Source organism: Nonomuraea sp. NPDC049695 (assembly GCF_040674955.1).
In the GTDB taxonomy this organism is placed as follows: domain Bacteria; phylum Actinomycetota; class Actinomycetes; order Streptosporangiales; family Streptosporangiaceae; genus Nonomuraea; species Nonomuraea helvata.
Map to the genome: position 1 here is coordinate 1 of NZ_JBFANV010000047.1, position 12649 is coordinate 12649.

Sequence of the window (12649 nt, forward strand, 5' to 3'; positions counted from 1 at the left end):
TCGGTCTGACCAGTGCAGCAGCGTGGGACGCAGCCGGTTCACCTGGATCCAGACCGACTTGATGTTGCGGGGCTTGATCCGCGGTGCGCCGTCGCACAGCGCCCGCGCCCAGGCCTCGACGTCATCTCGGATGCCTGGGGCGAGTCCTTCCAGCTTGGCTTCCAGCCACCCGTCGAAGGCCGGCGGCCGGTCATCGACGAACACCCCCATCTCCTGGAGCACCTCGAAGGTCCGCCCGACGGTGATGCCCAGCGCGCGCAGCGCGGGGAACACCTCCGAGTAGTAGACGACGTCCAGGCAGCTGTGCCGGGACAACACGATGATCAGGGCGCGCCGGACGGCGAATCGAACACCACGTCGCCACCCGCGCGCCTCGCCCCGCCGATAGACGAGATAGAGGGACAGTGACCGACCGGACCCGGCCCCGCTCAAGCATCGGCCCTCCCCGGGTGGGGGCGGGCCGAGAAGCGGCCCTGGTCATGCGAGTTCGGCGAGGTCGTCCGGTGTGAGGGCGATCGAACGAGCGGCTCGCCGCTCGTTCGGGGCTCATGGCACGTTTCTTGCCGGCACCCCTACGAGTGCAGGATTTTCAGGAGGGGCAGCGGGTTGATGTAGTCGCGATAGGTCACGACCTGCCCCTCCCGTACCCGGAAGACGGCCAGCGGTCGCTGCTCGAACGGCTCACCGGTGGCGGTGACCGTGCCGTGCGCCACGTACTCGACGATGACCACCTCCGGGTCGAGGGTCTCGTGCATCTCCACGTCGGTGTAGTCGTGGAAGGTGATCAGGTGCCTGTTGGCGGCCAGGAACGCCCCGATGGCCTCTCTGCCGCGCAGCTCTGCCGGGACGCCGTCAGGGCGGTACGGCCATTCGATCACCCCGTCGGGGGCCATGAGCTCCAGGAACCGCTCGTGGTCGCCCACGAGGCCGGCCCGCATGATTTCTTCCACCACTTTTGTTGAACGCATGTTCATTGAATGACCGTACAACGAAAATCCTGGTTCGTTCAACGCTCGTACAATCAAACGATGACCGAGCAGCCCCGCCGCACCCGCGCACAGCAACGCCGCGACACCGAAGCCCGGATCCTGACCGCAGCCCGCGAGACGTTCGCCGGGCTGGGCTACGAGCGCACGACGATCCGCGCGGTCGCCACCGCAGCCGGGGTCAACGCGGGCCTGGTGATGCATTACTTCGGGTCGAAAGAGGAACTGTTCACCCGCGCAGCCCACCTCTCACCCCACGAGCTGCCCCCTGGCGACCCTGCCGAGGCCCTGCTCGCCGCGCTGCGCAAGCGCCTGGACGGGGAGCCTGTGGCGTCCCTGGTGCTGCTGCGCTCGATGCTCACGCACGCCGAAGCGGCCGACGGGCTCCGCGAGGCGGCGAACGAGTGGCTGGAGCGGATCGAGGCGGCCATCCCGGCCGGCGACGCCGACCTGCGCGCGGGGCTGATCGGAGCGATCATGATGGGCGTGGTCGTCGATCGCTACCTGCTCAAGCTCAGCTCCCTGGCCGAAGCGCCCGCCGACGACATCCTCGCCCTCCTGCGCCCATGTTTCGAGAGCCTGGTCGGCTCCCGATGAGGACTCGCGCGGACGCTTCCGGAGCGCGGGGTGCTAGCTTGTCCGACCATGTCTGACTATCTGCGGGAGCTGTTCTCCCTCGACGGCCGGCGCGCCCTGGTGACCGGCGGCAGCTCCGGCATCGGGTACGCCATCGCCGAGGCGATCGGCAGGACCGGGGCCGAGGTCGTGGTGGTGGCCCGCAGGCAGGCCGAGCTCGACAAGGCCGTCACCCGGCTGCGCGAGCACGGCGTCATCGCCTCGTGGATCAGCGCCGACCTCGCCGACCGCGACGACATCCAGCGCGTGTGCGCCGCGGCCGGCGACATCGACATCCTCGTCAACGACGCCGGCAACAACATCCGCAAGCCCATGGCCGAGCTCACCGTCGAGGACTACGAGCACACCATCGCCGTCAACCTCACCGCCCCCTACCTCCTCGGCCAGCACTTCGGCCCGCGCATGGCCGCCCGCGGCTGGGGCCGCATCATCAACCTCGGCTCGCAGCAGTCCATCAGCGCCTTCGGCGACAGCGGCGCGTACGGCGCCGCCAAGGCCGCCATCGCCGGGCTGACCCGCTCCCAGGCCGAGGCCTGGTCGGGCGACGGCGTGTGCGTCAACACCATCATCCCCGGTTTCGTCCTGACCCCGCTCACCGAGCCCGCCCAGGCCATCCCCGGCCGCGTCGAAGCGCTCGCCGCCCGCCACATGGTCGGACGCAACGGCGTGCCGGAGGATTTCGCGGGCGCGGCGGTGTTCCTGGCCGGTGATGCCTCCGCTTTCGTCACCGGCCAGATGCTCTTCGTGGACGGCGGCTTCTCCGTCCACTGACGCTCCTTCGAGGGCTGTAAAGACCGGGCGCCTTTACTTTGTAGATTACTTGCGGCGGATCTCCCGCGCCCCAGCCCCCTCGTGCCAGGCGGTCATGACGAGCTCGTCGCCCTCGACCCGCGTCCACACCACCTCCGTCAGCTCGATCCGGAACAGGTGCGACTCCGGGCTGGGCTGCTGGAACTCCTCCCGCACCGCCTCGTCGGCGACCTCCATGGCCCGCCCGGCCAGCTTCACATCGCCCTCCCACGTCGACGGGTCGCCCTCCCCGGGCTCAGGAGAGGCGACATGGATCGCCATCCGCGGATCCCGCCGCAGGTCGTAGACCTTGACCGCCCGGGGCATCGACCCCGTCCACAGCTCGCCGTCCCTGAACGTGGTCTCGATGCCGCTGACCCGCGGTGAGCCGTCCTTGCGCAACGTCGCCAGCACCCGGTGCTTGCACGTGTCCATCACGCGCCGCGCCGCGCCGGCCAGCTCCGGCGCCTGCCTCTCGAACTCCTGCCATGAAGCCATGACGCACATCCTGGCCGACGCCACCGACAGAAGGGATGGCGCGAAGAACCGTGTCATGAGCCCCAAGAGGGCTGGGCCGGAGGTCAGCGTTCGGTGTCGGTGTGTGCGGCGGCCATGTCGTGCTCCTGGGTGGCTGCCCAGCTGGCCAGCAACTGCAGGGCGTCCGCGGCCGGTGTGCCGGGGTCGGCGCTGTAGACGGTGATGGACAGGCCTTCGTCACCGGGCAGGTCCAGGGACTCGTGCATCAGCTCCATCGCGCCTACCACCGGGTGGTGGAAGCGTTTGGTTCCTCTGGTGTAGACGTGCACGTTGTGGGCGCCCCACAGGGTGCGGAAGGCGTCGCTGCGGGTGCACAGCTCACCGATCAGGTTCGACAGGTCGCGGTCGTAGGGGTTCTTGGCGGCTTCGACGCGCAGGACTCCGACGCCGTCGCGGGCGACGCGTTCCCATTCGGGATAGAACGTTCTGGCCCGGGGGTCGAGGAAGACGAACCGGCAGGGGTTGGCCGGCTCCTGTTCGAAAGCCTCGCAGTGCAGGGCGCGGGCCAGTGGGTTGGCCGCCAGGATGTCCAGGCGGTTGTTGCGCAGGTAGGCCGGCTGGTCGTGCAGGCCTTCGATGATGCGCAGCACGCTGGGCCGCACGGTGGCCTGTCTCGGGCGGGGTCGCGCGCGCAGGGGGCGGGCGGTGGCCGCGTGTGCCAGGGCGTACAGGTGGTCCCGTTCGGTGTCGTCCAGGCGCAAGGCCCGGGCGAGGGCGTCCAGGACGCTGTCGGAGACCCCGCCGAGGTTGCCGCGTTCCAGGCGCGTGTAGTACTCGACGCTGACCCCGGCCAGCGTCGCGACCTCGCCTCGGCGCAGGCCGGGCACACGCCGCTGCCCGTGCGCGGGCAAGCCTGCCTGCTCCGGCGTGATCTTGTCGCGGCGGGACCTCAGGAAGGCGCTGACTTCGGCCCGATTGTCCATAACCCCAGCATAGGAAGGATGTAGCGGTCGGTGAGGGCGTGTGAGAGTCCCTGCCAGTACCCCCCACAGAGGTCCCCTCGGCAGGGGACGCGCACCGCACCGGAATCGGGACCTCACTGCGATGGCGGACGAGACGCAGGCGCACGATGGCTCCTCGCACGGTTCAGCCGCTAAAGGGATGCGTCGGTCTTTTCGGCGTACGGCGCGGAAACGTCCGCCGGAGAACCTGCCTCCTTGAGTCGGCCGCGGGTGAGCGCCCACATGACGAGGCCGAGAAGGGTGACGACCAGGGCGGCGGTCATGATCGCCGCCCAGCCGCCGGACGCCCACAGGGGGCCTGCGGCGGCCGATCCGATGGCGCCGCCCAGGAAGTTGCTGACGACGAGGGCGGTGTTCAGCCGGCTGCGGGCGGAACCGGGCAGGGCGAACAGCCGGGTCTGTCCGAGCACGACGATGGACTGCCCGGCCATGTCGAGGACGACGACGACAACGATCAGCGCGATGATCGAACTGTGGGCGGCCCAGCCGGCGACCAGCGACAGGGCCAGCACGGCCAGGGCGGCACCGGTGGCAGGAGCGGACCATCCCCGGTCGTGCAGGGCGCCGGCTCGCCGGGCGGCGAAGGCGCCGGCCATTCCGGCCAGGCCCAGCAGGCCGATCTGGCTGGCCGAGTAGGAGAACGGCGCCGCTGTCAGCAGATAGGTCAGTGACGTCCAGAACAAGGAGAACACCGCGAAGCTCGCGGCGCAGATGACCAGAGTCGGGGACGCTGCGCGGTGGCGCGCCACGGTGGTGCAGACCGACCCCAGAAGGCGCAGGTAGGGCACGGGTTCGCGGGGTTCGAGGGGCGGGATGACGGCGCGGAGTACGACGGCGAGGACGAGCGTCGCCGCGGCCGCGATCACGAAGATCGCCCGCCAGCCGAGCAGGTCTGCGACGAACCCGCTGATCGTGCGCGAGAGCAGGATGCCGATGTAGATGCCGGACGCGACGCTGCCGACGACTCGTCCGCGGCGCTCGGGCTCGGCGAGCTCACTGGCCAGCGGGGTCAGCATCTGCGCACTGACGGTCGTCAGCCCTACGCCGCCGAGCAGCGCCAGGAGCACCGGGAACGTCGGGGCCAGGGCCGCGCCCAGGAGCGCCACGGCCGACAGCGTCAGGACGAGGGGGATGAGCCGTCGCCGGTTGAGGACATCTCCCAGCGGCACGAGGAGGAAGATCCCGAGGGCGTATCCGACCTGGGTGACCGTCACCAGCGTCGCGGCGCTCGATGACGACACCTCCAGGGACGCGGCGATGACCTCGATCAGGGGCTGGGCCCAGTAGAGATTGCCGACGGCCAGGCCGGCGGCGATCGCGAAGATGAGGGTGCGCGCCGGAGTCATCCGGCGGTCGGGCACGGAGGGCATGAGGAGTCCTTTCAGAGAGCAGGGGCTGCGTCGTGAACGGGGTCCGCAGTGGTCTGCTCGCAGGGGGAGAACGAGGCCGTGCGCGCAGGATCACGAATGCGCCGCCGCCACGTAGCGGCCCGAGGTACTGACAGCGGTCCGGCCGGCCGCGCCCGGCGTCATATGGAGCGAGCGCCGGGTGATGGGCCGTTACGTGCGGACGATCGCGACGTTGAAGTCGTACGTTCCCAGTGCGGCCGAGACCGAGAAGAGCAGCGTCGAGTACATCTCTGTCGCGCGGGCGGCGCGGATGCCGCCGAGGTCCAGGATCGCCTCCTCGGACCAGCCGAACGCGCGCAGCAGGCTCTTGACGGTCTCCTTGGCGTCGGCGTCCTCGCCCGCGACGAAGACGTTGTGGTGGCCGGGAATGCGGCCAGGGAGGCTGCGCCCTGCGTGGCGTTGACGATGACCTCACCGTGTGCCCCCGCGTCGGCGAACGACAGCAGCCGTACCGCCGGGTGCGTCTGCCGCCACTGGGCGAAGGGCCCGTTGCCCAGCCGGTCGGGCTCGGTGCGCGCCAGGGTCTGCTCCACGTCACGAGTCCCGATCACCACGTCGTGACCCAGAGTGCTCAGCCGGTCGGCGAGAGCGCGGCCGACCATTCCCGTGCCGAGAACCGCGATCTTCACGATGGTCTCCCCTTTTCGGGTCAGTGTGTTCAGTCGAATGGCGTGTGGTGGAGCGCCGAACGGCCAGTCCTGCCGGAGTCTTCGCATCCAGGACCAGGCAGACCTGGCCGCTGACCATGCAACGCCAAACAGCCGTGACCTGGGAGTCCCCGCTGTGAGGGGTACTGGCAGAAACCCCCTGGCTCGCCGTGGGGTCCGCCATCCGGCACTAGAGTCGGAAACAGATCACTCGTGGGCGCAAAGCCGCAGGCCAGACAGGTCGGCGGCGCCTTCCGGGCGGCACGTCGAAGGTGACGACGACCACCAGGCCGCCGACGCGCGCATCACGTCATGGCCGCAACCCGAGCACCCATCCAGGAGGACCCATGACCACCTCGCACAGCAGGACACTCGCCCCTGGGATGGACATCCCGCTCCTCGGATTCGGCACCTACCTCATCCCTGACGCGGAGGCCGCCGACGCCGTCGAGGCAGCGCTGCGCGTCGGCTACCGCCACATCGACACCGCGGAGGTCTACCAGAACGAACGCGGCGTCGGTGAGGGCCTTCGCCGCGGGATGGCCGCCGAGGGGCTCACCCGCGACGACCTGTTCATCACGACCAAGCTCTGGCCGGGAGACGGAGGCACGTCCTTCAAGTCGACGCGGCAGGCCGTCGACGCCTTCGAGGAGAGTCTCCAGCGGCTCGGCCTCGACCACGTCGATCTGTACCTGATCCATGCACCGTTCAACCGGACGCAGCGGCTGGAGCAGTGGCGCGCACTGGTCGAGCTGTACGAGAAGCACCAGGCGCGGGCGATCGGCGTGTCGAACTTCAGTGCCGCGCACATCGAGGAACTGACCGCGGCGGGTCTCCCCTTGCCACACGCGAACCAGATCGAACTGCACCCGTGGTCTCAGAAGCCCGAACTCGTGCGCTTTCTCGACAAGAACGGCATCGTTCCCATCGCCTACAGCAGCCTGGTGCCGCTCTCGACATGGCGGACCGCCCCGGGACACGGCAGTGGCAAGACGGAGGAGATGCAGGCCGACAGCGCCCGTGGCGATTCGCCCTTCAAGGTCCTCGCTGCGAAGTACGGGGTCACCGAGGCGCAGCTGTTGCTGCGGTGGGGCGTCCAGAACGGGTACCCGGTCCTGCCGAAGAGCACCAACCCCGCACGGATGCGCGAGAACGCGGACGTGTTCTCGTTCGCCATTGATGACGACGACATGCGGGCCATCACCGCGATGGACCGCGGCCAGGGCGTCGCGTGGGGATCATCCGACCCCACTCACGCCGCTTGATCGCCGCGCTCAACCGCTCCGCCGTTCCCGCAACCCGTCGCGAACGTGCGGTGCCCGTAATGCGCACCCCCGAGCAATGACGGGGCCGCTCAGGCGCGGCGGCGGGCGCGGTAGGCGCTGGCCTTGGCGCGGTTCTGGCAGGACAGGCCGCAGAACCGGCGCGAGGCGTTCCTGGTGACGTCCATGAAGACCAGCTCACACCCCTCCGCCTCGCAGCTGCGCAGCCGCCGGCCCTGGCCGACGCCGATCACCATGGCCAGGGCCGTGGCGGCGTCGGCGGCCCAGGCGTCCACCAGGTCCGCCCCGGGCGCGTGGAAGGCCAGGACGGGTGGGTCACCGTGCAGGTTGGGCACGGCGCCGTGACGTGCCAGTGCCTCGTTCAGCGTGGCGACGTCGCCGGCGAACGCCGGGTGCAGCTCGGCGGCCACGTGGGCGAGCCGGTCGGCGTCCGCGCCGGTCAGCGCGCGGCTGGGAGGCCGGCCCTGGCGGGTGAACGCCTCCTCCAGCGCCGCCCTCCGGTCGGCGGGCGGCTCCACGGGACGGCCATGGGCCCAGGCGACCGACAGCTCGTTGACCAGGAGGACGGCCAGCTCCACCCACCTGCCGACATAACTGTCTATTTGTGATTGACCAGTGATGCGCCAAGCCTCTATCGTCACTGGCATAGCTTATCTAGACAGTGAGGGATTGTCGTGAGCGCATTGTCCGGGCTCGCCCGCCGCATGTGGCACCAGCTCGAGCCGATCCACGCGGTGCTGTACTTCTCGCCCCAGGCGTTCGAGGAGGCGGCCGCGCTCGGCTACGACGTGGAGTCCCGCTGGCCGAGCTACTTCGCCTACCGCACGGCGCCGCTCGGGCGGGCGGGCAGCCGGCTGGCCACCGCCACGTACTACAGCTTCAGCCCGCGTACGATCGGCGAGCACGTGCCCGCCGCCTGGGAGATCGCCTCACCCGAGCAGGTGCTCCAGGCGCGGCTGACCGCGGTCGACAGGACCTACCGCGACCTGCTGGGCGACAAGGTGGCCGGGCCGGACGTGGCGGAGGCGGCGGAGCTGGCCAGGCGGGCCGCCGAGAGCGTGACGGTGGCCGGGCGGCCGCTCGCCGCGGCCAACCTCGACCTGCCCTGGCCCGATGAGCCGCACCTGGTGCTCTGGCAGGCCGCCACCGTGCTGCGCGAGCACCGCGGCGACGGCCACCTGGCGGCGCTGCTGGCCGCCGGGCTGGACGGGTGTGAGGCGCTGGTGTCGTTCGCCGCGATCGGCGCCGCCCCGGCTGCCAACTTCGCCGGGCGCGGCTGGAGCGAGCAGGAGTGGGACGCCGCCCGCGAACGGCTGGCCGCGCGCGGCCTGGTCGGCCCCGACGGGCAGGCCACCGAGCAGGGACGGGAGCTGCGCGACCAGGTGGAGCGGATGACCGACGAACTGGCCGCCGAGCCGTGGCGGCTGCTGGGTGAGGAACGCGCCGAGCGGCTGGCCCGGCTCGCCGCGCCCTTCCTGGGCGCGGTCTTCGAGGCCGGGCTGCTGCCGATGACCAGCACCCTCGGCATCGCCACCGTCAAGGCCCCCGACTAACCCGCCCTCCCAGGCAGGCCGCTTCTGCGCGGCCTTCGAGAAGGGGCGCCGGGGGTATGGGGCGGCGTACGGAGAATCAGCCGAAGCCCGGCGCGGGCTGCCAGATGCTGATCTGCGTTCCCTGGTCGTCGGTGCAGGCGCAGCCGCGCCCCGACTTGCTGTCGTACACCGCGCCGGTGCTGCCGCCCAGCTCCCGCACCCGCTCCAGGGCCGCGTCGAGGTCGGTGACGTGGTAGTAGAGGTTGGGCTGCGAGGAGGGCCCGTCGGAGACGAAGCCCATCGGCACGGCCGTGTTCGTGACGTGCAGGTACGTCTCGTGCTCCCGCTTGAACTCCCAGCCGAACAGCCCCCCGTAGAAGGCGGCCGCCCGGTCCAGGTCCGCCACGGACAGCGTGTAGTACCCCAGCTCGGCACTCATGTACGCACCTCTGCAATAGTTGTCGCTATCGTTAAGGATTAACACCCTAACGGAAGCAGGCAACAATTAACACCAACGTTAATGACCTGGATGCCACGCTGGCCGCGCTCGCCGACCCCACCCGGCGTAAGGTCATCGACCTGCTGCGCGACGGGCCGCGACCGGCGGGCGAGCTGGCGCAGGCCGTGCAGATGAGCGCCCCCGCCCTCAGCAGGCACCTGCGCGTGCTGCGGGCCGGCGGTCTCGTACGCGCCGAGGCAGGCGGCGCCGACGCCCGGCTGCGCCTCTACACGCTGCGCCAGGAGCCGTTCACCGCGCTGCAGGCCTGGCTGGACCAGGTGCAGGCGTTCTGGGCCGAGCAGCTCGGCTCGTTCAAGGAGCACGTGGAACGCGGCCGGTGAGCTCCGTCCAGGCCGGCGTCACCGTGCCCGTCGACCCGGCGACCGCGTTCCGGATCTTCACCGACGAGATCGACCGCTGGTACGTACGTGGCCGCCACAGCTGGGTCGACCCCGCCCGCGCGACCGGCATCCGCTTTCAGGACGGCTACCTGCGCGAGCTGTGGTCCGACGGCGGCCACGTCGACACCGGCAGGATCATCGCCTGGGAGCCCCCGCACCGCCTCGCCTGGGCCGACCTCGTCAACCCCACCGGCCGGATGGAGATCGAGGTGACCTTCCACCCGGTCGAGGGCGGCACCGAGGTGCTGCTCGAGCACCGCGGCCTGGAAACCCTGCCCCCGGACGTGGCCGGGCGTATCCGGCGCGGCTACTCCTGGAACATCGTGCTGCGCTGGTTCGCCGGCCAGTGGGAGGACTAACGGCGGCCGTACTTCTTGTGCACGGCCTGCTTGCTCACCCCGATCGCGTCGGCGATCTGCGCCCACGCCAGCCCCGCCACCCTGGCCCGCCGCACCTGGACCGCCTCCAGACGCTCGATCTCACGGCGCAGCGCGGTGGTGGCGTGCAGTGCCAGCAGCGGATCGTCGTCCTGCGCCTGCCTCACAAGGGTCGCCAGGTCGTTCGTCATGCACTAAAGGTAATCCAGGAGCAGCCGGTTGATCTCCTCAGGCCGTTCCATGGCCGGCAGGTGGCCGGCCCACTCCAGCTCCACCAGCCGCGCCCGCGGCAACTCACCGGCCAGGTGGCGGGCGCTGGCCAGGAAGTACGGCAGATCGTGCGCGCCGGCCACCACCAGCGCGGGCACGTCGATCTTCGCCGGCTCGATCTCGCCCTCCGCCTGCTCGGGCTCCGGATCGGCGGCCAGCTGCACCTCGAACGCGTGCCGCTGCATCTCCACCACCCGCCCGAACGCCTCCCGCGTCGCCTCGGGCCCGAGCAGGGTGCGCGCGTTCAGCTCGGCCGCGCCCTGGACGTCGCCCTGCTTCAGCAGGCGCCGCTCCTCCGCCCAGTACGCCCGCAGGTCGTCCGTGGGCGGCAGCGTGGAGAGCGGGTTGAGCAGCACCAGCCGGTCGGCGAGCCCGGCCGCGGCCAGCTCCAGCGCGACCCGGCCCGCTCCTGACGCCCCGACCAGCGCCGCGCGGCCCACCTCCAGCTCGGCCAGCAGCCGGGCCACGTCGCCCGCGTCGCTGTAGGGCCCGTCCGCCCGGAACGCGCTGCGCCCGTACCCGCGGAAGTCCACCGTGATCACCCGGAAGCGGCCGGACAGGGCCTCCACCTGCGCGTCCCACATCCCGGAGTCGACCGCCGTCGAATGCAGCAGCACCACGGGCTCGCCCGTGCCGTGTTCGGCGTGCCAGATCGTCATCGTGCCTCCACCACCAGTCGCACACCCAGTCCGATGAGCACCACGCCGGAGATCTGCTCCAGCCGCCGGCGCACCGCCGGCCTGCCCAGCCATGCCTTCGCCTTGCCGACCGCCCAGATGAGCAGCCCGTACCAGAGCAGGTCCACCAGCACCCACACCACGGCCAGCGTCACGAGCGTCAGCGGCACGTTCCGCCCCGGCGGGACGAACTGCGGCAGGAACGACATCGCGAACACCGCCGCCTTGGGGTTGGCAAGGCACGTCCCGACCCCCGCCAGGTACGGCCCGCGCCAGCCCGGCACGACCGCCTCGTCGGAGGCCGCCTCTGACGGCTGGGCGCCCTTGCGGGCCTGCCACAGCGCCTGCGCGCCCATCGCCACCAGCACCACGGCGCCCGCGATCCGCATCAGGTCGTAGGCCAGCTGCGAGGCCACCAGCAGCGCCGACAGGCCGAACGCGGCGGCCAGCCCCCACAGCAGGATCCCCGTCTCGTTGCCCAGGGTGGCGGCCATTCCGGAGCCGCGGCCCGCGCGCAGCGTCTGCCGCAGGATGATGGCCGTGCTGACCCCGGGCACCATGGCGATCAGGACGCACGCGCCCGCGAAAGCGAGAAGATACATGCCGGGCATGCTCCCAGAAGCGTGTCCGAATATCGCCTCAATAAAGGCTCAACCGTACAACTTGTGCAGTTCCGCGACCGCCTCGCACATCGCCGCCCGCAGCTCCGGCGGCCCGAGCACCTCGACGGCGGCCCCCATCCGCAGCAGCAGCCAGCGCCCGTGCGGGATCGACTCGATGGGCACCGTGAGCGTCACCCAGCCCTCCGGATCGGGCTCTGCCGCGACGGCCAGCGCGGCGCCGACGACGTCGGAGCCCATCGTGTACGCCAGCAGATCGGCATACCCGGGAGCCAGCCTGATCACGGCCTCGGCCGTGTACATCCGCTCGCGGAACTCCTTGGCGTACTCCTGCCAGAACCCGCCCAGGTCGAACTCTTCAGGCCGGGCGAACCGCCCCGGCAGCGTCTCCGTCGTCAGGATCCGCGCCACCCGGTACGTGCGCGGGCTCCCGCCCTGCTTGCTATGTGGGCGCGGCGCGGCCACCATGTACCAGGAGCCGCCCTTGAGCACCAGGCCGTACGGGTGCACCACCCGGTCGACCTCCTGCTGCCCCCAGCGCCGGTACGTCATGTGCAGCGGCCGCTGGTCCCACACCGCCTCGGCCACCTCGCTCAGATGCGGCACGTCGTCGGCCGAGCGGTACCAGCTCGGCACGTCCAGCAGGAACCGTTCGCGCATCCGCGAGGCGTGCGAGCGCGGCTCGGGCGGCAGCGCGGCCAGCAGCTTCAGCTCCGCGGTGGCGGCCACCTCGGCCAGCCCCAGCTCGGCCGCCGGGCCGGGCAGCCCCGCCAGGAAGAGCGACGAGGCCTCCTCGGCCGTCAATCCGTTCAGCCGGGTGCGGTAGCCGTCGAGGAGCTGGTAGCCGCCCGCCGGCCCCCGGTCGGCGTAGACGGGCACGCCGGCCGCCGACAGCGCCTCCACGTCGCGGTAGACCGTACGGACCGACACCTCCAGCTCCGCGGCCAGCTCGGGCGCGGTCATGCGGCCGCGCGTCTGCAGGAGCAGCAGCAGGGAGAGCAGACGGCTGGCACGCATGCACCCC

18 protein-coding genes are annotated in these 12649 nt (G+C 71.0%); 6 read left to right on the forward strand and 12 right to left on the reverse strand.

Annotated features, from left to right (window positions below; all coding sequences use genetic code 11):
* A partial coding sequence (locus tag AB0J64_RS33055; RefSeq protein WP_364035665.1) for a hypothetical protein occupies nt 1-318 on the reverse strand: 318 nt, incomplete at its 3' end.
* A 254-nt stretch (nt 319-572) separates the two neighbouring features.
* A complete protein-coding gene (locus AB0J64_RS33060; protein ID WP_364035668.1) occupies nt 573-974 on the reverse strand; it encodes a nuclear transport factor 2 family protein in 402 nt (133 codons plus the stop codon).
* 54 nt (nt 975-1028) lie between these two features.
* Between AB0J64_RS33060 and AB0J64_RS33065 the strand changes: the two genes are divergently transcribed.
* Both AB0J64_RS33065 and AB0J64_RS33070 read left to right on the forward strand, forming a co-directional pair.
* Nucleotides 1029-1583, forward strand: a complete 555-nt coding sequence (locus AB0J64_RS33065; protein ID WP_364035671.1) for a TetR family transcriptional regulator — start codon at nt 1029-1031, stop codon at nt 1581-1583.
* Nucleotides 1584-1631: 48 nt separating this feature from the next.
* Nucleotides 1632-2393 (forward strand): SDR family oxidoreductase, encoded by a 762-nt coding sequence (locus AB0J64_RS33070; protein ID WP_364035674.1) that lies wholly within the window; start codon nt 1632-1634, stop codon nt 2391-2393.
* A 45-nt stretch (nt 2394-2438) separates the two neighbouring features.
* Here the strand turns inward: AB0J64_RS33070 and AB0J64_RS33075 are convergent, their stop codons facing one another.
* The 4 genes from AB0J64_RS33075 to AB0J64_RS33090 all read right to left on the reverse strand — a co-directional run bounded on the left by AB0J64_RS33075 (nt 2439) and on the right by AB0J64_RS33090 (nt 6035).
* The gene (locus tag AB0J64_RS33075; RefSeq protein WP_364035677.1) at nt 2439-2909 is read right to left on the reverse strand and encodes a pyridoxamine 5'-phosphate oxidase family protein; all 471 of its coding nucleotides are present in this window, start codon (nt 2907-2909) and stop codon (nt 2439-2441) included.
* Between the two features lie 83 nt (nt 2910-2992).
* Nucleotides 2993-3871 (reverse strand): helix-turn-helix transcriptional regulator, encoded by an 879-nt coding sequence (locus tag AB0J64_RS33080; RefSeq protein WP_364035680.1) that lies wholly within the window; start codon nt 3869-3871, stop codon nt 2993-2995.
* 170 nt (nt 3872-4041) lie between these two features.
* Nucleotides 4042-5280 carry an MFS transporter gene (locus AB0J64_RS33085; RefSeq protein ID WP_364035683.1) on the reverse strand — a complete coding sequence of 413 codons (1239 nt, stop codon included), beginning with the start codon at nt 5278-5280 and terminating at the stop codon, nt 4042-4044.
* A gap of 158 nt (nt 5281-5438) precedes the next feature.
* Nucleotides 5439-6035 carry an NAD(P)-binding domain-containing protein gene (locus tag AB0J64_RS33090; RefSeq protein WP_364035686.1) on the reverse strand — a complete coding sequence of 199 codons (597 nt, stop codon included), beginning with the start codon at nt 6033-6035 and terminating at the stop codon, nt 5439-5441.
* 278 nt (nt 6036-6313) lie between these two features.
* Between AB0J64_RS33090 and AB0J64_RS33095 the strand changes: the two genes are divergently transcribed.
* The gene (locus tag AB0J64_RS33095; RefSeq protein WP_364035689.1) at nt 6314-7231 is read left to right on the forward strand and encodes an aldo/keto reductase; all 918 of its coding nucleotides are present in this window, start codon (nt 6314-6316) and stop codon (nt 7229-7231) included.
* Between the two features lie 89 nt (nt 7232-7320).
* Here AB0J64_RS33095 and AB0J64_RS33100 read toward each other — a convergent pair whose 3' ends face one another.
* A complete protein-coding gene (locus AB0J64_RS33100; RefSeq protein WP_364035692.1) occupies nt 7321-7890 on the reverse strand; it encodes a CGNR zinc finger domain-containing protein in 570 nt (189 codons plus the stop codon).
* 33 nt (nt 7891-7923) lie between these two features.
* Between AB0J64_RS33100 and AB0J64_RS33105 the strand changes: the two genes are divergently transcribed.
* Nucleotides 7924-8802, forward strand: coding sequence for a hypothetical protein (locus AB0J64_RS33105; protein ID WP_364035695.1), 879 nt, complete (start codon nt 7924-7926; stop codon nt 8800-8802).
* A gap of 76 nt (nt 8803-8878) precedes the next feature.
* Here AB0J64_RS33105 and AB0J64_RS33110 read toward each other — a convergent pair whose 3' ends face one another.
* Nucleotides 8879-9220: a VOC family protein gene (locus AB0J64_RS33110; RefSeq protein ID WP_364035698.1), complete on the reverse strand. Its 342-nt coding sequence runs from the start codon at nt 9218-9220 to the stop codon at nt 8879-8881.
* Between the two features lie 98 nt (nt 9221-9318).
* Between AB0J64_RS33110 and AB0J64_RS33115 the strand changes: the two genes are divergently transcribed.
* Nucleotides 9319-9621: a metalloregulator ArsR/SmtB family transcription factor gene (locus AB0J64_RS33115; RefSeq protein WP_364035904.1), complete on the forward strand. Its 303-nt coding sequence runs from the start codon at nt 9319-9321 to the stop codon at nt 9619-9621.
* Nucleotides 9618-10040 carry an SRPBCC domain-containing protein gene (locus AB0J64_RS33120; protein WP_364035701.1) on the forward strand — a complete coding sequence of 141 codons (423 nt, stop codon included), beginning with the start codon at nt 9618-9620 and terminating at the stop codon, nt 10038-10040. Before AB0J64_RS33115 ends, AB0J64_RS33120 begins: the two co-directional genes overlap by 4 nt.
* Here the strand turns inward: AB0J64_RS33120 and AB0J64_RS33125 are convergent.
* The 4 genes from AB0J64_RS33125 to AB0J64_RS33140 are packed head-to-tail and all read right to left on the reverse strand — an operon-like array spanning nt 10037 to nt 12642.
* Nucleotides 10037-10249: a hypothetical protein gene (locus AB0J64_RS33125; RefSeq protein ID WP_345002864.1), complete on the reverse strand. Its 213-nt coding sequence runs from the start codon at nt 10247-10249 to the stop codon at nt 10037-10039. The genes AB0J64_RS33120 and AB0J64_RS33125 overlap by 4 nt on opposite strands.
* A 3-nt stretch (nt 10250-10252) precedes the next feature.
* Nucleotides 10253-10987, reverse strand: coding sequence for an alpha/beta hydrolase (locus AB0J64_RS33130; protein WP_364035705.1), 735 nt, complete (start codon nt 10985-10987; stop codon nt 10253-10255).
* The gene (locus AB0J64_RS33135; RefSeq protein ID WP_364035708.1) at nt 10984-11607 is read right to left on the reverse strand and encodes a LysE family translocator; all 624 of its coding nucleotides are present in this window, start codon (nt 11605-11607) and stop codon (nt 10984-10986) included. Before AB0J64_RS33135 ends, AB0J64_RS33130 begins: the two co-directional genes overlap by 4 nt.
* Before the next feature lie 48 nt (nt 11608-11655).
* Nucleotides 11656-12642 carry a YafY family protein gene (locus AB0J64_RS33140; protein ID WP_364035711.1) on the reverse strand — a complete coding sequence of 329 codons (987 nt, stop codon included), beginning with the start codon at nt 12640-12642 and terminating at the stop codon, nt 11656-11658.
* Between the last annotated feature and the right edge of the window lie 7 nt (nt 12643-12649).